The organism is Belnapia sp., from assembly GCF_059504005.1.
Genome location: NZ_JCACHU010000150.1, coordinates 1 through 21,203 on the forward strand (window position 1 = coordinate 1; position 21,203 = coordinate 21,203).

Here is a 21,203-nt window from a genome sequence, read left to right on the forward strand (position 1 = left end):
CCACCTCGTAAATCTGGATGTCGCCTAAGCCCGAGACTCCCATGTCCTCCTACAGGCGCATCACGAGCGATGAACAGGTCGGCCAATGTGTCGATGACGTCCGACGAGGAGAGCTTCCGCGCCACGCGGATCGCCAGCGCCTCTCGCGTGAACTCGTCCACCACGCAGAGCATCCGGATCTTCCGTCCGTCCCGGGTCCGGTCCTCGACGAAGTCGTAGGCCCAGACATGGTTGGCCCGCTCCGGCCGCAGCCGAATACAGGAGCCGTCCGCCAGCCACAGCCTGCCGCGCTTCGGCTGGCGCTGCGGCACCGTCAGCCCCTCGCGCCGCCAGATCCGCTCCACCCGCTTGCGGTTCACCGCCCAGCCAGCATCCCGCAGCAGCGCCGTGATCCGCCGGTAGCCATACCGACCGTAGCGCTTCGCCAGCTCGACAATGTCCACCGTCAGCGCCGCTTCGTCGTCCGGCGCACGCGCCGCCTTCCGCTGCGTCGACCTGTGCTGCCCCAGCACCGCGCAGGCCTTTCGCTGCGACACGCCGAGCTCGCGCACGACATGCTCGACGCAGGCCCGCCGCCGCGCCGGGCTCACCACTTTCCCGATGGTGCGGGGCAATGCCCCGCACCCTTCAGGATGACCTTCTCAAGCGTCAGGTCCGACACCGCCTTCCGAAGCCGCGCGTTCTCCCGCTCGAGCTCCCTCAGCCGCCGCACTTGGTCCAGCTTCAGGCCGCAAAACTCGGTCCGCCAGCGGTAGTACGTTCTCTAACTGAGGGCGGGTGCAGGGTGATCCTGATCCTCCTCCCTGGTCCGGCGCAAGGTCGGCTCCGTCACCCCGATCGACCGCACCGCCTCGGCCGCCGACTTGCCCTGACCTATGAGGACCTCGACCTGCCGGAGCTTGGCAACAATCTCCTCCGGCGTATGCGCCTTCTTCCGCGCCATCCCAGACCCCTCCGCAGCCGCCGGACTACCTTACCGGCGGACCACTTCTACGGGGGCGGGTCAAACCGATCCCTGGCGCACAACGCCTGCGAGTGAGGGTGGCGAGAGGCCGGTGCGGCAAGGCCGTGGCGGCGAGAGTGGCGGACCTTGGCAGGGTACCGTATCGCAGCTTTCAATACCCATAGCTCCACCCTGGCGGCACCGCGCTGGCGCGCCTTCATACCTACCGACATGGCGATGGCCCGTGACATCCACGGGCTGGTTCTAGGTGACCTCGTACGGGTGACGGAAAATGCCGGCTGGGTTTCGGCTGAGTAGGTCAGTAAAGGCCGGAAGAATGTCCGGGGCGTCCACGGCCTCGACCAGTCCAAGTTCAACGCTGCCAGCATGTTCTACCTACCCTGCCGGGCAGCGGTAGGTGACGAGGCAAGCTTCTTTCTCAACTTTGCTGGTGAGCAACGGTCGTCACTTAATGTAGAGGCTGCCATCAACCGGCCAATCACGGCCGACCGCGAAGTTGAGGTGGAGCGGGCTCAGCCTGCTGCCCGGCAGGCGGTGCAGCCGCAGCCCATCATCGTGTTGAGCCCTTCCATGCAGGCCATGCGGGAGGAGCTAATGGACGGCGAACAAGAACGGGCTGATGCCCGCCGCCAGGAAAAGGTCGAGCGAGCCATCGACGAGTGGCGGTCCTGTCTGCCGGGTGAAGGTAGCAAAGCTTTCTTCAAGCTTGGGATGGCGCTGAAACGCGCTGAGATGGAGAATTACGAGATTGGCTCGACCCTTCGGTTGGAAGCTGCCCACAGCCGGTCACCTGCTGGGCGCCGCGCCCAGGGTAGCATCCATCTTGCGAAAGGCATAATAGACCGAAACAGGCGATCCTGCAGCGGAAGGGAGGCGCGAAGCCGAGCGGCTGTCCATCGTGGGCCAACGAACCGCCCGAGCAGTCGGCCGACCTCGTCGCCGTTATGAGGGTTTCCCCGATGCTGTACCTACCAGTTGTCGCCCGCCGTCGCTTGCACGCGCGCCTCTAAACTAGGCCGAAGGCGGACGGCGGCTCCCGAGCGTGATTGCTACAATCGTCCGCACGCGACGGAGCAAGAAGCTTATAGGTGGCACCACCAAGCAAGCACCTGACCTTGCATTCGCCGCCTGTGCCCCACCATCGCAGGCGCAATAGGGACGGTGAGTTTATTAGACTGCCGCCAGCCCTAACCTCTAGCCCAACCTGTGCGCTTATATTCACTGAGTTTCATCCACAATTAGCCGATAAATGTGGGTTGGGAGCCGCAAGTTCCCGTCCAAAAACGCGCACATAAACAAGAATTCTTGACGACAGCTTTGCATCCTCAGAAGACCATCACAGAGGGGACAGTCGTTCCAGCTACGAGATTAGGGGAAGTCTTCATGCCGCCACCCAACATGCCCTTAGATGCCCATTTTGCAGCCTTGAGGCCGGGTAACCCGGGCCGGGGCGAGATCATGAGTGCCCACGGGCAGGATGTGAAGGCGGCCCACGTCCCTGGCGGGAAGACTGCCGACACGGGTGATGTGCAGACCATGAGCCTCATGGCCAGCACCGCCGATGTGCAGCCGATGAGCCTCACCGCGAGCACGACCGCTGATACCACCCAGTACACGCCGGTCTGGCGGGAGGATTTCACCTCCTCCTTCGGCAAGATGGAACGCCGCTGGGGCACGGTCGAGTTGAAGACCGGCATCGACGAGGCCACCGGTCAGTCCGTCAACGAAGCGGTGCTGACCAGCACGAAGGCCTCAGGCTGGGCACAGGGCGGCATGATGGTGCCTCCCACGGGTGCCAGCGCCGGGAATGGGTACGGAATCTACACCATCCGCGCCAAGACCGATCCCGGCGAGGGGCCGGGACCCTTCGCCACGCTGTGGCCCGCCACCGACAAATGGCCCGGACCCGAAATCGATATCTTCGAGAAGGTGTCGAAGCTCGACACGGATGGCTACTCGACGGTCCATTACAAGATCGAAAACGGGACGGCTGCGGGCAAGGACGGGTATGATGTCTACAAGTACCTGCCCGACTTCCAGTTCGATATGAGCAAGTGGCACGAGTATGCGATGAAGTGGGAGCCGGGCAAGCTCAGCCTCTCCATCGACGGCACGCTCGTTTACTCCACCAACGTGCATGTGCCGCTGGATTTCGCCCATGGCGGCCAGAACTCAGCCTTCGGTGTCGGCATGCAGCCCGCCTGGGCCGCTGCGCAGCAGAACGGGGACAGCAACGTCCTGCACGTCGACTGGATGAGCTATGCCGCGCCCGTGGAGGCGCCGTCACCGCCGCCACCGACCCCCACCTTGAGCATCAGCGACGCCCCCACCGTGGTGGAAGGCGGAACGCTGGCCTTCACGGTCACGCTCAGCGCGGCCAGCGCAGGTGCGGTGACGGCGAATTATGATTTCATCTACGGCACCGCCACGGCCGCCGACCATTCGGCGACGGCCGGGAGCATCACCTTCGCGCCGGGGGAGACGATCAAGACCATCTCGGTCCCCACCGTAGATGACGCCATCGTCGAGAGCACCGAGAGCCTGACCGTGCGACTAACCAGCCCGTCCGGCGCTACGCTGGCCGACGACCAGGGTGTTGGTAGCATTACTGACAACGACGTTGCGCCGCCCCCTCCTGGCATGAGCGTCAACGATGTCACGGTCAGCGAAGGCGTCGCTGGCGGCACGATGACCTTCACCGTGTCGCTCAGCACCAGCAATGCCGGCTCCTCGCCGATCACCGTCAACTACGCGACGGCGAACGGCACCGCCGCAGCCGGGACCGACTACACGGCCGGGACCGGCAGCCTCAGCTTCGCGCCGGGCGAGACCACCAAAACGGTGGCGGTGGCGATCACCAACGACACTGTGGTCGAGCCCGACGAGACCCTGACGCTGAACCTGTCGAGCCCGAGCGGCGCCACCCTGACGGATGTCAGCGGCACCGGCACGATCACCAACGACGACAGCGCTCCCCTCGTCACCCCGGGGCTGCGGGTGACGGATGCCAGCGTGGCCGAGGGCGGCCAGTTGAACTTCACCGTCAGCCTCAGCACCGCCAATGCAGGGACCACGCCTATCACCGTTAGCTACGGCACGGTCAGCGGCACCGCCTCTAGCGCCGCCTCCGACTATACGGCGCGGTCCGGCTCGCTCAGCTTTGCCCCGGGCGAGTTGTCCAAGGTCGTCACGGTGCAGACCAACGACGATGCCGTGGCCGAGACCAACGAGACCATGACGCTCCGGCTCACCACGCCGACTGGCGCGACGCTAGCGGATGCCGATGGCCTGGGCACGATCACGGACGGCCGGGTGGTCACCGGCACCTCGGGCGCCAACACCCTGACGGGTAGCCTGGGCGATGATCGCATCACCGGAGCACGCGGCAACGACGTGATGACCGGGCAGACCGGCGCGGATGATTTCGTCTTCAGCCGCTTCGACGGCTTCGACCGGATCAAGTATTTCGTCCCGGGTCTCGATGATCTGGTGCTGAACTCGATCTCCAGCACCTCGGTGCGGGCCGCGCCGGGCACGTCCAACGGCGTCAGCGGCATGGATGTGCGCTACGGACCGAGCGGCGACCACGTCTTCCTCGAAAACGTGTCGTCTTTCTCGATCAGCAACGACGTGATCTTCGCTTAGGTCGGTGGGGTGTGCTGTCAATCCTGAGCATGTGGAGTCATCGGTAAAGACGATCTCGACCTCCCACCCAAGGCGGGGCTGCCCGCCTTGGTGCGCCGTCTCACGCCAGCACTCGGGCGGATGCCGGCGCCTGACCCAGGCTTTCTGGTGCCCGCCGCCTATCGGCTGATTACCAGCACTGATGAGCTTCAGCGGCTCGGCAAGGAATTTCAGAATTGTTTGGCGCTGCACCATTGGGGAGCGGCAGAACATCCTGGGTTCAAGCAGTCGTCGCAACACCAGCCTGCGCTGCTCGCAGCAGCTCGTCAAATGCCTCGGCTGGTGTTCGCCACCCGAGCGTCTTTCGCGGTCGGCCGTTGAGCGTTGTGGCCACCGCTGCGAGAGCTGCTGCGCTGTGCGCACTTAGGTCTGTACCCTTCGGGAAATACTGCCGCAGCAGCCCATTTGTGTTCTCGTTCGTCCCACGCTGCCATGGGCTGTGCGGATCGCAGAAATAGACCTGCACGCCAGGAGCGATGCGGAGCTGCGCATGCAGGCTCAGCTCCGCACCCTGGTCCCATGTCAAGGATCGACGCAGCTGCTCGGGCAGCGTCCTGATGGCGCGCTTGATGGAGCCGCATACCGCCTCGGCGCCATGGCCCGCGAGGGCAGGTCCGTTCTTCAGCCGCTCGCCTTCCCCGTGCCCTGGCATGCGCGGCAAATGGAGCAGCATGGTGAACCGCGTCGTACGCTCGACCAGAGTGCCAATTGCCGAGCTGCCCAGCCCCAGGATCAGGTGCCCTTCCCAATGGCCCGGCACCGCCCTGTCGACCACCTCAGCCGGACGTTCGCTGATCATGATCTCAGGCGTGACATGCGACTTGCCCCGACCGCGGCTGCGCGCCCGTGGCATCCGCAGCGCCCGTCCCGTTCGCAGGCAAGCGGTTAGTTCCCGCCGCAGCGCGCCGCGTCCTTGCACGTACAGCGCTTGGTAGATCGCCTCGTGGCTGATGCGCATCGTCTCGTCACCAGGAAAGTCTAGCCGCAACCGCTTGGCAATCTGCTCAGGGCTCCAGGCCTTGCCCCAGCGACGGTGCTGCCGCCCATGGCGCCGGCTTTTCCAAGAAACAACAGGCCCGCGAGCCGAGGTTCCGCCAGGGCCAGCAATCTCCCCAGCCAACCGGTCCGATGTGCCTGGCCTGAAGACGTTCGGCTTTCCGCCGGTGCGTGATATCGAGCTGGCTGCCGAAGAAGTAGCGCAGGGTACCATCCGCATCGAACACCGGACTGATGTGGACGGACAGCCAGATTCCCTGCCCGTCCCGGCGATAGTTGAAGATTTCCTCCTCAACGTGCTGGTGCCCGGCCAGGGCCTCAGCGATCCGCCGGACCACTGCCAGATCGGTGTCGGGTCCTTGCAAGAAGCGCAAGTTGCGTCCAAGGGTCGCTGCCCGGCCATAACCCGTCATCGCACAGAAGGCATCGTTGCAGTAAACAACGGGACAGTCCGTGCGGTTGGGATCCGCCAGCACCATCGGCGTGTGCGTCATGTCCGCCGCGGCCCGAAAGGCGATCGGGTCAATGGCGCCCTGGCTCAGGAGGGAATCCTCCTGCCAGCCGCGTGTTCCGTCCTAGCCACGCTCGCTTTCCGAAGCACCGTGCTCCTCCTCCGCCGCTGCCGGGCTTGCCCCGCCGCCAACCGGGAGACTGCCCCGCGCGGCCATAGGTACCTGCCTAGCAACGCCAGGGCTGGCCTGCCTTTCCGCACACCTCACAGCAAACAGCCGAAAGACATCGCTTAGCTGGCGGCGGAGGTTCGGCTCCGTGCGGCTGCGCATCGTCCGGCGGGTGGGCCCTGCCAGATCGTCCCGTGGTAGGGACCGACTACAGCGCACTAGCTTTGCCAACAGCTTGTGGATCCGCCAGCCATCAAGGTCCATCGGCGCAATTCGCCAGCCCTTCGCTTCCGTCGCCATGGCGCGCCTCGACCTGTATGTGCGAGGCACCGGCGCCGAAAGGAAGCCGCGGGTGGGCCCGCTCCCGCCCCTTGCCGCCCCGTGTCAGCCGCTCTGGCGGAGCCCCGCGGGGTAGAAGCTCTTCCGTTGCACCCAGCGGAAACCTTCGTGCTTGGTGATGGCAGCGATCTCGATCGCGCCGCCGACGCTCTTCGGCAAGAAGATAGCGAACCGGACGAAACCGATCGTCGTCTCGACCAGGAAGCGCGCAAGGTCGATCGCATCCTGGATCGGCATGGCAGGGACCGACAGCGTCGCGTAGAGATCGCGGACCAGCTCCTGCTGCAGCCGGGTGGCGTCCTGGTGCGGCACACCATGCCGCACCAGCGCTTCTCCGATGTCGAACCCGAGGCCGAGGACCAGACGGTTGAGTGCCTCGTACTGCCCGTCCCACAGCACGCCGAAGCTGTTTTCGTCCATGATCCGTCGTGGTGGGGGACAGTCGCGCTCCGCAATGTTGACCTCCCACACTTCGGCGAGCGGCCGACCGGCAGAATAGCCGCAGATCCGAAGCTGGAGGTTGGTCGGTTCCGGGCAGCCTGCGGCTTTCTCCTCGAACAAGAAGGCACGAAGCCGCTCTGCCACCTCGTCCATGGTGTAACTCGCCGGATCCAGCCGCCACTCCGGATATGCAGTGTCACGCCCGTCGAAGCGCCGCCGCAGGTCCTTCAGCAAAGTCTCGACGGACTCACGGCCAATCCCGCCTGATCCCGTGGACATCGCCCCGACGGGCAGGCCGTCGCAGAGGTTCGTGATCTTGTTCGCGTGAAGGTACACCTGCCCGCTGCCCATGGTGCCGGCGCTATCGGCGGCCATGACGACGCCGTCGTTGATCTTCACTGAGACGATGATGGTCACGATGCAGCTCCCGTGCCGGCGGCATATCGCTGGCGACACCGACCGAAGATTCTGCTGCGCATTCGGTTCCGAGAAGATCCCTGGCACCACGCCGGTCGTGTGCAGGGTTCTCCGCGCGGGGGAACACACAAAGTGCAGTCTCGTCGTGGGTCGTCCGGTGCCAGGTTCACTCACCCGCTGCAGACAGGATATGCGGCGCGGGCGGCCGCTCCGGCAGAGCGGCGCCGGCCGGCCCTCTGCGGGCGGTCGCGGTCCCGCACCCGGCGATCGAGTTCCGTCGTCGCGCATGACGAGACATCTCCAGCCACAGGTCCACTGTCATCCCAGCTGGGCAACCGCAACCGTGCCTCAACGGCGGTCGGCCGCCTGCGCCTCGTCCAGTTCGCGCGGATCGACGACAAGCATCTGGACGAGGGCTCCGGCGCCGTTTGCCTGGCGCGTGATCGTGGTCGAGACACGGCGATAGGCCGGAAAGGAGAGACCCTCGAGCAGCTCCTCCTCCGTCTCAACAATGTAGGTGCCGGCCGGCTGCGGCCCCCCGGTGCTCTTCATGGAAAACGGGCGTCGGAACACGAGGGTGCTGGTGTGCGTGCGGGTGGGCATGATTGCGCTCCTGCGCCGCTCCGTTTGCCGAAACATTCGGGTTCGTGAGCAGCCCGCCCCAGGCAAAACAGTGCACCTCCTGCGGAGGCATCGCCGACGAAGCCGCAGCCTAAGGTTCTTGGCGACTTGCTCCCTCGATGTGGTGACAACAAGCCCTATCCCCTTATCACAATACAGCGTGTGTGCCTGTCGGTGCATGGCATGGCACGCCGCATGGAGCGGCCTTCCCGCATACCCGGCCGGTGCCCCAGGCCAGGGACGACGCTGGCGCTTATTGCGGGGGTTCCGCGACCGGTCGAGTACGCCCTCCGGGCACAGGAAGCGGCACAGCCTCCCCCGCGTTGGTGTCGACACCACGGCTTGGTGGAGGATTGCATGACGCTTCGGGTGGTCTCGTCCGGCGACGGTCCGGCGCTGGCGATTCGCAACCATCTCGTCCCACTGGTTCGGGAGCGTGGCACCCTCGAAGTCCAACGCGACAGGGTGCGGATGATCGCGCTCAGGACTGACGAGTGGGTGTTCGAGCACTGGACCCCGTTCAACGACCTCATGCCGGGAGAGGCCTCCTCTCCCGGATACCGCCGTGCCCTGCAGCGGCAGCACACCGAGCCGGACCTGCCCTACGGGCTCGATGTGTGGCATGCCGGCGCGAAGGTGCTGAGCGTGCTCTGGGCCGATGACGGCGCCTTCGAGGTCAGCGACTTCGTCCGCGGCGGCTGGGAGGCGGAGGCGCTGGCATTGTAGCGGCCCCTGCGCATCCGCGCACACTCGGTCGGCGGCTTTGCACGGCTGCCATAGGCCCCTGGGCGCGCCATATGGCAGCTACATGCCGGCCCGGGTCTCATCTGGGCGGCCGGCAGGCGCGAGGAGACCGGTGCTGCGCATCCCGACCCCAAGATCCCGCGGCATGGCGGCATGAGCGCGCTGCGCACCCTCCGATCCCGAACCGTGGCGGGCAGCCGCTTCCGCCAGTTCACGCAGATCCGCGACCTGCCGGTCCTGATCGTGGATGAGCCGAGCGGCATTGCCGATCCTGACCCGGCGCCGGAGCCGCTGGAGGTTCTGCTGGCCGCGCTCGGCTCCGATCTCACCATCGGTATCCGGGCCGGTGCGATCGCCCGGGGCATCGCGCTCTCGAGCCTCGCGCTCGACCTGGAGGCGGACATCGCCGCCGCTCCGATGGACATGGTGCAACCAGCGCTGCTCGGTCTCGAGGCGGTGCGCGTCGCGGTCCATATCGAGGCCAATGTCCCGCGAGAGGCACTGGCGGCGCTGGTGACGCGAGCAACCTTGCGGTCGCCGGTCGCCAATACTCTGCACGACGGGACCGTGCTGAACGTTGGCCTGGCCGAAGCACAGGGACGCTAAGCGTGGGGCTGCCTCGCTCTCTGAAGTTCCGGCGGGTCCAGCTGGCCGGCACGATCGCGGATGGCTGCCGCCACCGCGTCCAGCACCAACCGGATCCGCGGGATCCTGCGGTTGTCTTTGTGCACGGCGAGCCAGATCTCGACCGCGGCTTGCGCCACGGGCGGCCGAAGGCGTTGCAGCCCGCCCGGCAATGCATCCCCTCGCAATCGGGGCAGGCACGTCATGCCCTGACCGCACAACGTGGCTTGCAACTGGGTTTCTGGACTGTCGGTTCGCAGTACCGCGGTCGCGCGGGGGGCGAACTCGGCAAGCCAGTTGGCAAGCTGCGGCACCTCCGCCCCGTCCAGTCCGGTCACCAGCCGATGGCCCGGGCAGCCGGCCGCAAAATCCGGTGGGCCATGGCGCTCCAGATAGGCAGGGCTGGCATAGAGGCCGTGCGCCATAGTGCCGACCCGCCGCGCGACGAGGTCATGCTGCTCGAAGCGCGTGAGACGCACAGCAACATCCGCCTCCCGCATGGCGAGGCTCATGTGCCGCACATTGGCCAGCAGCTCGATGCCGATCTCCGGGTTGCCGAGCTGCAGCGCGCAGAAGGCGGGCGTCAAGACGTGGCTGGCGAGCGTCTCCACCGTCGTGACCCGCACTACCCCTTCCAGCAGGGCATCGCGGCCGCCAACCGTCCGCTCCACCGCGAGCGCTTCCGCCTCGACGCGTTCCGCCTTGCCGAGCACCGCCTCGCCCGCCAGCGTCGGGACATAGCCGTCCGGCGTGCGGTGGAGCAGCCGGGCGCCGAGGCCGCTCTCGAGCGAAGCGAGGCGGCGGCCGACGGTCGACTGGGTGACGCGCAGTTCCCGGGCAGCAGCCGAGAGACTGCCGGTCCGGACGATGGCCAGGAAGAAGCGGAGGTCATCCCAGTCCAGCAACGGCTCGTCCACGCCTCCCTTCCTGCCGGGCATCGGCAGGACATGAAAGCAACGAACGGAAGCACTGCCGGGTTCGGTCGCCCGGCTCAGTCGTCCTCGCGCGGAATGTCGGGGGTGTCGGGATTACCGGCGCCGGGGCCGTCATGCGGCTCGACCCTGTGGGTCTCCCGCATCAGGGCCAGGGCGTCTCGCAGGGTGCCCGCCCAGTCGCCGCCATTCGTCTCGTGGAGAGCGCGCAGCCGGGGCGTCAGGCGCGCGACCAAGGCCGCGTCTTGGTTATTGGGGTCCACTGATCACTTTCTCCGCTTCGGTTCGGGGGCGTGCAGGCTGCATCGGTCATGGCCCCGCGCAGGAAGCCACGGCCGCGCAGGGGTTCAGGCCGGGCGCCGGACCAGGCCGGGCGTCAGCAGGGCAGTTCGGTCGCGGGGGCCGCGGCAGGCGCCGAGCACCGCCGCAGCGGATGCGGTGCCCGCTGTCGCGCCGCCGACCGCCCTGGAAGCCGTAGGCCAGGCCCGCGAGCAGGTTGCCGATCAGCACGGCGGAGACCAGGAAGGCCACGGCCCAGACCGCGAGGCCATGCAGGATGCCGTCCGTGTCGTTGGCCGTCCCGGACAGCCGGGCTGCGATGTAGCCGCCCGCCGCGAGGGCGAGGGTACTGGCGATGACGAGCCAGATCGCGGCGCCGATGCCCATCCGGGCGGCGCCCGGTGTGGCCTGGGCGACGGCGTCAACCGCGGTCGCGCCGATCGCAGCGCCGAAGATATTGAGCATGGCCGCGATCACCGCGGCGATGAGGCTGCCGGCGATGACGGCGCCCCAGAAGATGTGGGATGGCAGGGCCGGCCCGCCTTCGGGCAGGAAAGCGGCGGCTCGGACCGTGCTGGCCGTGTCGGATGGCATGGGTGTGGCTTTCAGGGATGAACTGCCCAGCGACCCAACGCTGCCCGGCCCGAGGGCGGGGCGCTGCATTTCCGCATAGGCACTAACCGCCTTTGCCGCCTGCCCGCGGCACCAGCCAGCCACCACTTTGGGAGGCAGATGGCGGACCAGCAGCCCATTCGGGCCCTCCGGCTGGGCCGTGGGCTCCGTGCCCAAACCGGAGATGTCCCAGCGTGGCGGATGACGTGAAGGCCGATGCCGAGGTGGTGGTCCCGTTAGTCGAGGAGCACCTGGTCATCGCGCGGCGCTTGGTCGAGACCGGGCGTGTCCGCGTCCATCTATCGACCGCCACCGAGGACGCGCTGGTGCGGGAGACGCTGCGCGGCGAGCGCTTGGAGGTTGGGCGCATCGCCCTCGGTCACGAGGTCGCTACTGCACCGGCTGTGCGGGAGGAGGAAGACGGCGCGGTCCTCGTCGTGCCCGTGCTGGAGGAAATCCTGGTGGTGGAGCGCCGCCCCGTCCTCAAGGAGGGGCTCAGGATCCGCCGCATCGCCACGACCGAGACGGTCGAGGAAACGATCCCGTTGCGCCGCCAGATGGCGAGCGTGGAACGCTTGTCCACCGCTGCCCCTGCAAGCAGCCCCGAAGCTCAAACCCGTCCCGAGGACGGTGGCGGAGACCCAGGATGACCCAGACGACCCTGACCGCCCTCTACGACACGCGCGGCGATGCCGACACCGCGGCCGAGCGGCTGGTGACGGAAGTCGGCCTCGCCCGGTCCGACATCGCGGTGACCGCCCAGGAGACAGGCCGGGACGCGGACGCGGCGGAGGGAGGCGGCTTTCTTGCTTCCCTGAAAAACCTGTTCGTGCCCGACCAGGACCACAAGACCTATGCCGAGGCAGTCCGCCGCGGCGGCTTCCTGCTGACTGCGCGGGTAGAGCAGCGCAGCGCCGAGCGGGTCATGGACATCCTGGAGGAGCACGGGGCGGTCGACCTCGACGATCGCCAGCAGTCCTGGCGCACGGAGGGGTTGAGCAGCCAGCAGGCCACCGGCGCGGCGGCCCTCGCTGACGGTACCGTGGCTATCGCTGCGGTGGCTGCACCGCAGCAAGTGCCCGTGACGGCGCCCGCCGCGGCACCCGTGGAATCTCGCTCTTCGAGCAACGACGAGAAGATCGAGCTCGTCGAGGAGACCCTGCGTGTCGGCAAGCGGGCGGTCAGCGGCGGCCGGGTGCGCGTGCGCAGCTACGTGGTCGAGACGCCGGTTGAGGAACAGGTGTCCTTGCGCGAGGAGCATGTCGACATCGAGCGTCGGCAAATGGACCGTGCCCCGACCGCGGCCGATGAGGCACTGTTCGCCGAACGCGTGATCGAGGCGACCGAGACCGGCGAGGAAGCGATCATCGCCAAGGACGCCCGCGTCACCGAGGAGATAGTCGTCCGGAAGGACACGGAGGAGCGGGTCGAGACGGTGCACGACACGCTCCGGCACACCGAGGTCGAGGTGGACGATACCCGCGTGACCAATGCCAAGGGCACCGCCGCGGCGCCGTCATCATCGTCGGGCCGCCTGGACCCCGCGCCGCGTCGCTGACCGCCGCGGTCGGCCGCGACCGGACAGGAGGGGGCGGTGCCAGCGGGTGCCGCTCCCTCTCCACCACCCCTCGCCTGTGGCGCCCCTTGGCGCCGGCCTGGCGCAACCGCCCTGCCTGTTCTGACCGAGAGTCGCCGACCCATGTCTCAGATGACCAGCCCCATCACCCAGGCGGGCAACGCACAAAAGGGCACGCTCCCCGCCTCTGGCCTGCGAGAGCTGAGAGCGATCACCCAGCGCTTTCAGACAGCGGTACCGCGCACCGCTGCGTGGCAGCTCGCCACTACCTTCCTGCCCTTGCTGGCGCTGCTCGCGGCGATGCAGGCCGGCCTCGCCTTGGGCTGGTGGTGGGTGCTGGCGCTAGGCCTGCCGGCGGCAGGGTTGACGGTGCGCGTCTTCGCTCTGCAGCATGATTGCGGGCACGGCTCGCTGTTCCGCACGCAGCGCGCCAACGACCTGGTTGGGCGGCTGTGCTCGCTGTTCACTTTCACGCCCTATGGGCACTGGCGGCGGCAGCACGCCGGGCACCATGCGGTCTGGAACGACCTCGACCGCCGCGACCGCGGCACCGACATCTACTCGACCTGCGAGACTGTTGCCGAATACCGGGCTATGGGTCGCAGGCGCCGCCGTGGCTACCGCATCCTGCGTCATCCGCTGCTCATGCTTCTGGTATTCCCGCCTCTGGTGTTCCTTGTGCTCTACCGCGTCCCGTATGACGCACCGGTCGGCTGGGGCCGGGAGCACCGCAGCGTGCACCTGACGAACCTTTCGTTGCTCGCCTTTTACGGTGGCTTCTCGGCGCTGCTCGGCATCTGGCCGGTGACAGCAAGCATCCTCGCCGTGATGGTGCCGGCCAGCATCGCCGGCGTGTGGCTCTTCTCGGTGCAGCACCGCTTTGACGGGGTGCATTGGGCTCGCCACGCGGCCTGGGATCGGGTGGCTGCGTCACTCGCGGGGAGCTCCTACCTGCAACTGCCGGCGGTTTTGCGTTGGTTGACGGCGAGCCTCGGCTTCCATCACGTGCACCACCTTGCTCCTCGCATTCCGAATTACCTGCTAGAGGCCTGCCACGACGCGCACCCCGCCTTCGCCACTGCACGGGTGGTCACGCTGCGTGAGGCTTTCTCGGCGCCCGACCACCTGCTGTGGGACGAGGAGGCCGGCCGCATGGTGACCTTCAAGGAGGCCGAGGAGGGCGCTGCCCAATAAAGGGCTTGATGGTCTTCGCGGCGGGCCAGGCTTGCTCAGCCGAAGCGCAGCCTCGGCGGCGGCCCCTCACGCTGGCCGGTTCCGACGTCGCCTAGCCTTGGGCGAGGCTTGCGCCGCCCTGCTGGACGCACCGACAGCTCTGAGGCAGACCTGAGTGACCGATGGGAAAAGCGCGACGTGACATCCGGCGCGATGATGGCCCGCGGTGGGGCCAGGGTCCTTGCCTTGATGCAGTCCGGATTGGGGAACATCGTGACGATCACAATATACCATGACCCGAACTGCGCCACGTCACGCGACGTCCTGGCGCTCATTCGCAACAGTGGCGAGGAGCCGGAGACCATCGAGTACCTGGAGGCGCCGCCCTCGCGTGAGACGTTCGTAGGCTTGCTCCGGCGCATGGACATCCCCGTGCGCGACTTGCTGCGCCAGGAAGTGCCGCCGTACGAGGAGTTCGGTCTCGATGACGTCAAGTGGGCTGACGACGCACTGATCGACCTGATGCTGCGGCACCCCGTTCTGATGAACCGCCCGATCGTGGTCAGCCCGCTTGGCGTGCGGCTGTGCCGGCCATCGGAGACGGTCTTGAACATCCTGCCCGCCTCGCAAGAGGGCGCCTTCCGCAAGGAAAATGGTGCGCCTGTTATTGATGACCAGGGAAGACGCGTTGATCGGACTGCTTTGGATTGAGCGCATCCCGGACAGGGCCAGTCGCGCTGGCATATGCACTGACTCGGCGGCACCGAGCACCACCCCGTCCGTGCGGGCCGCGGGGGAAACGCGCCTTCATAGCGGGCCGGGATGAGGTTCCGTTGCCGACGTCACCCCCAGGGCCTTGAGCGAGCATGACGGCGAGATCAAGCCGGCACGAGGCAGAGCTGGAAGCGGAGAACGAACGCCTGCGGACCGAGCTTGCCGCCGCTGAGAGCCGTGCCGCAAAGAACGCCGAGGTGCGAACGCACGAGCTCGCCGACGCGCGCACGGATCTCGCCAGTTCCAAGGCGCTGAACGCGGAGCTTCGCCGGGCTAACGCCGAACTGGCGGAGAGCGAGCGGCATCGGAACCTGCTGTTGTCCGAGCTGAACCACCGGGTAAAGAATATCCTTGCCACCGTGCAGGGACTTGCCGCGCAGACGCTGAAGGGAGTCGGTGGTGATCCTCGGCGCTTCGCCCGGCACTTCGGAGCGCGGCTGCGGACCTTGGCGCGGGCGCACGACATGCTGGCAGCGGGCGGGTGGGAGCCGGCCGGCATCGAGGACACCGCTCGGAATGCGCTGGCGCCGTGGCTGGGGACCGGCCGGGCCGTCCAGCTCAACATCTCGGGCGGTTGCCTCGGCGTGATGGTACCGCCACGACAGGCGCAGGCGCTGGTACTCGCCTTTCACGAGCTGGCCACCAATGCGACCAAGTACGGTGCGCTCTCCGTTTCCGAGGGGCGGGTCGAGATCCGATGCGAGGCGGGAGCGGGCGAAACTGTAACGATCCACTGGGCAGAGGCGGAGGGTCCGCCGGTGGTAGGACCGCCGGACCGGCGGGGCTTCGGCACCCGGCTGCTGGAGCGCGGCCTCGCAATGGACCTCGGACCCGGCAGCAGCGTCGAGCTGCACTTCGAACCGGCCGGTTTGCAGGCGGCGATCCGCTTCCTCCCCGCGCAGGGACCGCATTGGCCGATCAACCGCCATCGGAGTGCCTAACGCCCGCATGCAGGCTGCCGGTTCAGAGAGTGTTCGCCCCCGGTTCTCAACGCTGCTCCCGTCGGCCTCCTCACAACCTGTCTTCCTCCGTTGACCTGGCGCATGCAGGCGCAGGTTCGGCCCGGGGTTTCGGGACCACCCTGGTCATGCATCGGTGGAACGGAGCCGGCTCTTCACTTCGGATCCCAAGAGCACACGGATCCAGCTGCCAGGCCTTGCCGCATTGAAACTGCAGGGTTTTCGGGTCTGGGATCAGTGACCCGTCGAGCATGTCGCAGAGCCCCTTTGATCCTGTCGCCCAGGTCGCATCGGGTTTGGAGGTTGCAGTTCCGCTCCCGCAATGTGCCCGACAGCACGGCACGCCGGAACTGTTACCGGCGTTTGACCTTTCGATCTCCAGCCCAAGGAGTCGAAAATGCCGGACGACAAGCAGAAGGGTACTGGGGAGCCCGGTTGGACGGAGGAGGAGAAGGGCCAGGGAGCCCCTAAAGCCAGCGACGCGGGCGAAGCCGGCGACGCGGTACCCAAGGCAGGCTACGGTGGCGACGACCGCGCCGCGACGGAAGCCGCTGCGGCGCAGGTGGATCGGGACTCAAAGGACGAGGGCAGTCCCGGGGACCATGAGCAATGACCGACCCGCATTCAGTCTGACACTGGACGCCAGCGTTGTGGGGCAGCCGGAGCGCAATCGATGCTGGATGAGATCGTGCCTGCGGGCGCGCCTTGGTGTAGCATCGTACCCCGCGGCCGCACCCTACGCATCACCGACTTGCACGGGCGGCAGGCTGTCGACTTCCTCTGCTACAACGCGGCGGCGCCTGACGAGCGGTACCACGCGCCCAACACCATGAAGGCGGCCGGCACGATCTTCCTGACGGCCGGACACGTTCTCTATTCGGACATCGCGCGTCCGATCTTCACCATCGTCGAGGACCAGTTCGGCGGCCATGACACGATCGGCGGATGTTGCAGCGCGCCATCCAACCTCATGCTCTACGGCGTGAGGGACTGCCCGGGCTGCCGCGAGAACTTCCTTCAGGCTCTGGCCCGCCATGGCCTGGGCCGGCGAGACATCGTGCCCAACGTGAATTTCTTCATGCGCGTGCCGGTCGAGACCGACGGCGCCGCCGCGATTGCGCACGGGGTCTCCCCGCCAGGCTGCGAAGTGGCGTTGCGGGCGGAGATGGATGCGCTCGCCGTGATCTCCAACTGCCCGCAGGTGAACAATCCCTGCAACGGCTACGACCCGACGCCGATCCGGGTGCAGATCACCTGAGCGGTGTGGGCTTTTTCATTGTCGCAACCACATGCCGATTGCCTGCTTGGGCGCCGGCGCCGGCGCCGGCTCCCGCTTCGACCGCCGCCACCTGACGCCGTCCAGCGACAGCGCGTGCGCCCCAGGCGGCGACCGGAAGCCTCAGCCTCGCCCAGGCGGCACCCCTGCGCCCGGCCTCGAGCCGGTAGGAGCCTCAGGCGAAGCCTAGCTTGACCCGGCCGAGTCCGGCGAAGCTGGCCGCCAAGCTCAGCCCTGCCTCCGGCGCCACCGCAGGCGAGAGCCCGTTCACCACGAGCACCGCCCCGGCCGGCAGCCCGCCCGACTGCCGGGCCGCATCCGCGGCCAGCGCCAGCGCCGCCCGCAGGTTGACGGCGGGTCCGCGCGGCCGCCGCCTCGCTTCGGCCAGGGTGACGGCGACGCTGCCTGCCGGCAGGGCGCCGCCACGGCCAACCGCGACATGACCGAGGCCGCACAGATCGGCCGCCAGCAGGCCTGGGCCAACCGGCGGGTCGCGGAAGCGGCTGCCCGTCACGTCGATGGCCGGATGCACCGCAGCGAAGGCCGGAAGCCCGTGTCCATGCTCGGGCAATGCTTCGGCCAGGACCGCGACAAGGGCCGCGCTGGCCCGCGCATGGCGCAATGCGGCCAGGGGCAGGCTGGCGCCGTCGGGCAGCAGCCGCCCCTCCAGCATCGGTCCGGCGAGCCGCACCCCGTCCGGTCCCACCGCCAGGCGGATCCCGCAGGTGGCGAGGCCCAGCTCCTCCAGCATCTGGGCCGCCAGCTCATCGCCCTCCGCAGGGCTGGCCGGCATGAGGGTGTCCGGCAGCGCAGCCAAGGGATTGCCGGTCTCGAAGGCCCCAGCCAGGCAGGCTGCCGCCTGCCGCCGCGCCGCGTCCCGCATGGGCCTAGCGCGCCGGCGGCAGGGCGATCTCCTCTTCGGCGAACCCCCCTGGCGGTGGCGCGTCCATGTTGATCGCCGGGGCACCGCCGGCATTGCCATAGAGCTGTTCCGGCAGCCAGGTCACCAGTCCGGGGAAGACGTAAACCAAGATCATGCAGAGCACCACGATGTAGATGAACGGCATGCAGCCGGCGAAGATCTGCTCCAGCCGCACATGCTTCGGCGCCACGCCTTTCAGGTAGAAGGCCGCCATGGCGACGGGTGGCGAGAGGAAGCTGGTCTGCAGGTTCAGCGCGATCATCACCCCGAAGAACAGCGGGTCCACGCCGAAATCATCCAGCAGCGGCAGGAAGATCGGCACGAAGATGACGATGATCTCGGTCCACTCCAGCGGCCAGCCGAGGATGAAGATCAGCAACTGCGCCAGGACCATGAAGGTGAACTGGTTCAGCGGCAGCGACTTGAAGAAATCCTCCACCAGCTGCTGGCCGCCGAGATAGCCGAAGACCGAGGAGAATATCGCCGAGCCGACGAAGAGCCAGCACACCATGGCCGAGGTGCGGGCGGTGAGGAACACGCTTTCCTTGAGCTTGCCCCAGGTGAAGCTGCGATAGATCACGGCCAGTATGATGGCGCCGAGCGAACCCATCGCCGCCGCTTCCGACGGCGTGGCGAGGCCGAGCAGGATGCAGCCCAGCACCAGGGCGATCAGCAGCGCCAGCGGCAGGAAGGAGGTCACCAGCGACCACAGGATGGTGGTCAACGGCACCGCCACCTCCTCGCGCGGCAGCCGCGGCGCGACGCCGGGCTTCACGACGGCGATGCCCATCGCATAGAGAACGTAGAGGCCGGCCAGCATCACCCCCGGGATGAAGGCCGCGGCATAGAGCTGCACGACCGACACGCCCGCGGTGGCGCCGAACAGGATCAGCATGATCGAGGGCGGGATCAGGATGCCGAGGCAGCCGCCTGCGGCGATGACGCCGGTCGCCAGCTTCACGTCATAGCCCGCGCGGAGCATCGGCGGCAGCGCGAGCAGCCCCATCAGGGTCACCACCGCGCCTACGATGCCGGTTGCCGTGGCGAAGAGCGCGCAGGTCGCGAGCGTCGCCACCGCCAGGCTGCCGGGGATGTTGCCGGAGGCCATCTGCAGGCTCCGGAACAACCGATCGAGGATGTTCGCCCGCTCGATGATGTAGCCCATGAAGACGAAGAGCGGCACGCTGATCAACACGTCATTCGCCATGATGGCGTAGGTGCGCTGCACCAGCAGGTCGAAGATGCGTTCCTGCATCCCGAGATAGCCGAAGATCAGGCCCATCGCCATCAGGGTGAAGGCGATGGGAAAGCCGAGCATGATGAAGAACAGGAACAGGAAAAGCTGGGTGAGGCCCAACACGCCATCGGTCATGGGGGTTATCGTCCGGTGTGTTCGTCGGCGGCGCGTTCGCCGGGGATTCGTCCGCTCGCGGCCATCTCGCGTGCCAGAAGCTCGGGGTCCTTCTCGGCGGCGGCCGCCAGGATCTGCTGCTCCAGCTCTTCCACGTCCGAGAGGCGCTGCGGCCAGACGCCGCTGCGGATGCATTGGATGCAGCGCACCACCTCGACCAGCCCCTGCAGCAGCAGCAGCACGCCGACCACCGGAATCAGCAGCTTGAAGGGCCAGATCACGGGCCCGGTCGGGGAGAACATGCTGCGCTCGTTCTGCCGGAAACTCTCGGCGAAGAAATGCCAGCCGGAGATCATGAAGGCGAAAATCGCCGGGAAGAAGAACAGGATGAACAGCACCAGGTCGAACCAGGCCTGGGTGCGCGGGCTGAAGTTGCGGTACAGGAAATCGCCGCGCACATGCCCGTTGCGCGACAGCGCATAGGCGCCCGCCATCATGAACAGCGTGCCGTAGAGCATGTAGGATACGTCGTAGCCCCAGGTGGTCGGGGCACGGAAGACGTAGCGGACGAAGACCTCGTAGACCACGACGCCGGTCAGCACGAGGATTGTCCAGGCGAAGGTCTGGCCGACGAAGGTGCTGAGCCGGTCGATGCCGAGCAGCAGGCGCTGCATGCGCGTTCCCCCAATGCGAACGAAACCCGCTGCCCGGCAGTGCCGGGCAGCGGGCTGGCTTGGCGCGTTCAGCCCTGGCGGGCGAAGAAGTGGTTGTAGGAGATCACCGGGCTGGCTTCGTAGCGCAGGAAGAAATTGCCCACGCGCCGGCACCAGTCGCGCTGGCTGTCGCAGATCTTCTTGAACAGCGGACCATTGACCGGGGAGGAATTATCGGCCTCCAGCCTGGCGATCACCCGGTCCCAGGCCTGGAGCTGGGCATCCAGGACCGGGCGCGGCGTCGGCCGGACGTTCACCCCCTGCTGCTGCGCCATGGCCTGGAGGTCGCGCGAGAAGCGGTCCTGCAGCTTCCAGCTCATCTCGGCCGAGGCGGATTCGGCGCCGTGACGGATCACCGCCTTCAGCTCGTCCGGCAGGCTGTCATACTTGGTCTTGTTGAACAGGATCTCGAAGCTCTCCACCCGCTGGTGGTAGCTCTGGATCATGTAGGTCTTGGCCACGTCGGGGAAGCCGAGGACGCGGTCGGAGGAGGGGTTGCTGAACTCCGCCCCGTCGATCACCCCACGCTCCAGAGCCGGAACGATCTCCCCGCCCGGCAAGGAGACGACGGCGGCGCCCATCTCGTTCATCACGTCGGCGGCCAGGCCCACGGTGCGGTATTTCAGGCCGCGGATCTGGTCCGCCCGCTCGATCGGGGTCTTGAACCAGCCGAGCGGCTGGGTCGGGATCGGGCCGGACAGGAAGCCGACGGTGTTCACCTTCAGCACGTCCTGGGTGAGCTCGCGGTACAGCGCCTCTCCCCCGCCCTGGTAGAACCAGCCGAGCAGCTGGTTGGCATCGCCGAACCAGGGCGGCGCGGTGCCGAACAGGCTGAAGGCCTTGTTCTTGCCGAACCAATAGGCGCAGACGCCATGCCCGCCATCGAGCGTCCCGGCCGAGACCGCGTCCAGCAGCTGGAAGGCGCCGACCACCGCGCCGGCCGCCAGCAATTCCAGCCGCAGCCGGCCGCCCGCCATGGCGTTGACGCGGTTGACGTAATCCTGGGCGAATTCGTGGAAGATATCGCGCTGCGGCCAAGTGGACTGGAAGCGCAGCGTCACGGTCTGGGCGCGGCTGACATTGGGCGTGGCCAGTACGGCGGTCCCAGTGGCGCCGATCGCGGCGACCTTCAGCAGGCCACGGCGCCCCGGGACCGATGTCTCGGTATTGGACATGTCTTCTCCCT

The 21,203-nt window shown here is 67.3% G+C and carries 20 protein-coding genes and 3 pseudogenes; 11 read left to right on the forward strand and 12 right to left on the reverse strand.

All coding sequences use genetic code 11. From position 1 onward, the window contains the following. Nucleotides 1-943: pseudogene (locus tag AC5JJ1_RS21530) on the reverse strand (IS3 family transposase); the annotation flags it as partial. A 387-nt stretch (nucleotides 944-1,330) separates the two neighbouring features. On the opposite strand from AC5JJ1_RS21530, the gene AC5JJ1_RS21535 reads away from it, so the two are divergent. Then, a complete protein-coding gene (locus AC5JJ1_RS21535; protein ID WP_495787164.1) occupies nucleotides 1,331-1,912 on the forward strand; it encodes a hypothetical protein in 582 nt (193 codons plus the stop codon). Between the two features lie 435 nt (nucleotides 1,913-2,347). Continuing rightward, nucleotides 2,348-4,609 (forward strand): Calx-beta domain-containing protein, encoded by a 2,262-nt coding sequence (locus AC5JJ1_RS21540; RefSeq protein ID WP_495787165.1) that lies wholly within the window; start codon nucleotides 2,348-2,350, stop codon nucleotides 4,607-4,609. A gap of 259 nt (nucleotides 4,610-4,868) precedes the next feature. On the opposite strand, the pseudogene AC5JJ1_RS21545 reads toward AC5JJ1_RS21540, so the two are convergent. From AC5JJ1_RS21545 to AC5JJ1_RS21560, 4 genes and pseudogenes are all read right to left on the reverse strand, one after another. Beyond that, nucleotides 4,869-5,774: pseudogene (locus tag AC5JJ1_RS21545) on the reverse strand (IS30 family transposase); the annotation flags it as partial. Between the two features lie 55 nt (nucleotides 5,775-5,829). Then, nucleotides 5,830-6,186: pseudogene (locus AC5JJ1_RS21550) on the reverse strand (PAS domain-containing protein); the annotation flags it as partial. Nucleotides 6,187-6,648: 462 nt separating this feature from the next. Next, nucleotides 6,649-7,461, reverse strand: coding sequence for a hypothetical protein (locus AC5JJ1_RS21555; protein WP_495787166.1), 813 nt, complete (start codon nucleotides 7,459-7,461; stop codon nucleotides 6,649-6,651). Nucleotides 7,462-7,809: 348 nt separating this feature from the next. Beyond that, a complete protein-coding gene (locus AC5JJ1_RS21560) occupies nucleotides 7,810-8,064 on the reverse strand; it encodes a hypothetical protein (RefSeq protein WP_495787167.1) in 255 nt (84 codons plus the stop codon). Between the two features lie 375 nt (nucleotides 8,065-8,439). On the opposite strand from AC5JJ1_RS21560, the gene AC5JJ1_RS21565 reads away from it, so the two are divergent. Both AC5JJ1_RS21565 and AC5JJ1_RS21570 read left to right on the forward strand, forming a co-directional pair. Next, on the forward strand, nucleotides 8,440-8,808 hold the full coding sequence (locus AC5JJ1_RS21565; RefSeq protein ID WP_495787168.1) for a hypothetical protein: 369 nt from the start codon (nucleotides 8,440-8,442) through the stop codon (nucleotides 8,806-8,808). A gap of 171 nt (nucleotides 8,809-8,979) precedes the next feature. Then, nucleotides 8,980-9,432, forward strand: a complete 453-nt coding sequence (locus tag AC5JJ1_RS21570) for an OsmC family protein (RefSeq protein ID WP_495787169.1) — start codon at nucleotides 8,980-8,982, stop codon at nucleotides 9,430-9,432. Here the strand turns inward: AC5JJ1_RS21570 and AC5JJ1_RS21575 are convergent. From AC5JJ1_RS21575 to AC5JJ1_RS21585, 3 genes are all read right to left on the reverse strand, one after another. After that, nucleotides 9,429-10,367 (reverse strand): LysR family transcriptional regulator, encoded by a 939-nt coding sequence (locus AC5JJ1_RS21575; protein ID WP_495787170.1) that lies wholly within the window; start codon nucleotides 10,365-10,367, stop codon nucleotides 9,429-9,431. The two genes, AC5JJ1_RS21570 and AC5JJ1_RS21575, sit on opposite strands and share 4 nt — an antisense overlap. Nucleotides 10,368-10,441: 74 nt before the next feature. After that, on the reverse strand, nucleotides 10,442-10,618 hold the full coding sequence (locus AC5JJ1_RS21580; protein ID WP_495787171.1) for a hypothetical protein: 177 nt from the start codon (nucleotides 10,616-10,618) through the stop codon (nucleotides 10,442-10,444). Nucleotides 10,619-10,691: 73 nt separating this feature from the next. Next, a complete protein-coding gene (locus AC5JJ1_RS21585) occupies nucleotides 10,692-11,255 on the reverse strand; it encodes a hypothetical protein (protein ID WP_495787172.1) in 564 nt (187 codons plus the stop codon). Nucleotides 11,256-11,467: 212 nt separating this feature from the next. On the opposite strand from AC5JJ1_RS21585, the gene AC5JJ1_RS21590 reads away from it, so the two are divergent. The 7 genes from AC5JJ1_RS21590 (at nucleotide 11,468) to AC5JJ1_RS21620 (ending at nucleotide 17,013) form a co-directional block, all read left to right on the forward strand. Further along, entirely contained in the window at nucleotides 11,468-11,923 is a 456-nt protein-coding gene (locus AC5JJ1_RS21590; protein WP_495787173.1) for a YsnF/AvaK domain-containing protein, read from the forward strand. Next, complete coding sequence (locus AC5JJ1_RS21595) at nucleotides 11,920-12,831, forward strand: YsnF/AvaK domain-containing protein (RefSeq protein WP_495787174.1); 912 nt, start codon at nucleotides 11,920-11,922, stop codon at nucleotides 12,829-12,831. The genes AC5JJ1_RS21590 and AC5JJ1_RS21595 overlap by 4 nt, the downstream gene beginning before the upstream one ends. 150 nt (nucleotides 12,832-12,981) lie before the next feature. Next, nucleotides 12,982-14,043 carry a fatty acid desaturase family protein gene (locus AC5JJ1_RS21600; RefSeq protein ID WP_495787175.1) on the forward strand — a complete coding sequence of 354 codons (1,062 nt, stop codon included), beginning with the start codon at nucleotides 12,982-12,984 and terminating at the stop codon, nucleotides 14,041-14,043. 252 nt (nucleotides 14,044-14,295) lie between these two features. Further along, on the forward strand, nucleotides 14,296-14,733 hold the full coding sequence (arsC, locus tag AC5JJ1_RS21605) for an arsenate reductase (glutaredoxin) (RefSeq protein WP_495787247.1): 438 nt from the start codon (nucleotides 14,296-14,298) through the stop codon (nucleotides 14,731-14,733). A 155-nt stretch (nucleotides 14,734-14,888) separates the two neighbouring features. Beyond that, nucleotides 14,889-15,737, forward strand: coding sequence for a sensor histidine kinase (locus AC5JJ1_RS21610; protein WP_495787176.1), 849 nt, complete (start codon nucleotides 14,889-14,891; stop codon nucleotides 15,735-15,737). Nucleotides 15,738-16,152: 415 nt separating this feature from the next. After that, on the forward strand, nucleotides 16,153-16,368 hold the full coding sequence (locus tag AC5JJ1_RS21615; protein WP_495787177.1) for a hypothetical protein: 216 nt from the start codon (nucleotides 16,153-16,155) through the stop codon (nucleotides 16,366-16,368). Between the two features lie 60 nt (nucleotides 16,369-16,428). Continuing rightward, nucleotides 16,429-17,013, forward strand: coding sequence for a DUF1989 domain-containing protein (locus AC5JJ1_RS21620; RefSeq protein ID WP_495787178.1), 585 nt, complete (start codon nucleotides 16,429-16,431; stop codon nucleotides 17,011-17,013). Between the two features lie 193 nt (nucleotides 17,014-17,206). Here the strand turns inward: AC5JJ1_RS21620 and AC5JJ1_RS21625 are convergent, their stop codons facing one another. From AC5JJ1_RS21625 to AC5JJ1_RS21640, 4 genes are all read right to left on the reverse strand, one after another. Continuing rightward, nucleotides 17,207-17,914 carry a hypothetical protein gene (locus AC5JJ1_RS21625; protein WP_495787179.1) on the reverse strand — a complete coding sequence of 236 codons (708 nt, stop codon included), beginning with the start codon at nucleotides 17,912-17,914 and terminating at the stop codon, nucleotides 17,207-17,209. A gap of 4 nt (nucleotides 17,915-17,918) precedes the next feature. Next, the gene (locus AC5JJ1_RS21630; protein WP_495787180.1) at nucleotides 17,919-19,325 is read right to left on the reverse strand and encodes a TRAP transporter large permease; all 1,407 of its coding nucleotides are present in this window, start codon (nucleotides 19,323-19,325) and stop codon (nucleotides 17,919-17,921) included. A 5-nt stretch (nucleotides 19,326-19,330) separates the two neighbouring features. Continuing rightward, nucleotides 19,331-19,978: a TRAP transporter small permease subunit gene (locus tag AC5JJ1_RS21635; RefSeq protein ID WP_495787181.1), complete on the reverse strand. Its 648-nt coding sequence runs from the start codon at nucleotides 19,976-19,978 to the stop codon at nucleotides 19,331-19,333. 68 nt (nucleotides 19,979-20,046) lie between these two features. After that, nucleotides 20,047-21,192 (reverse strand): TRAP transporter substrate-binding protein, encoded by a 1,146-nt coding sequence (locus AC5JJ1_RS21640; protein WP_495787182.1) that lies wholly within the window; start codon nucleotides 21,190-21,192, stop codon nucleotides 20,047-20,049. Between the last annotated feature and the right edge of the window lie 11 nt (nucleotides 21,193-21,203).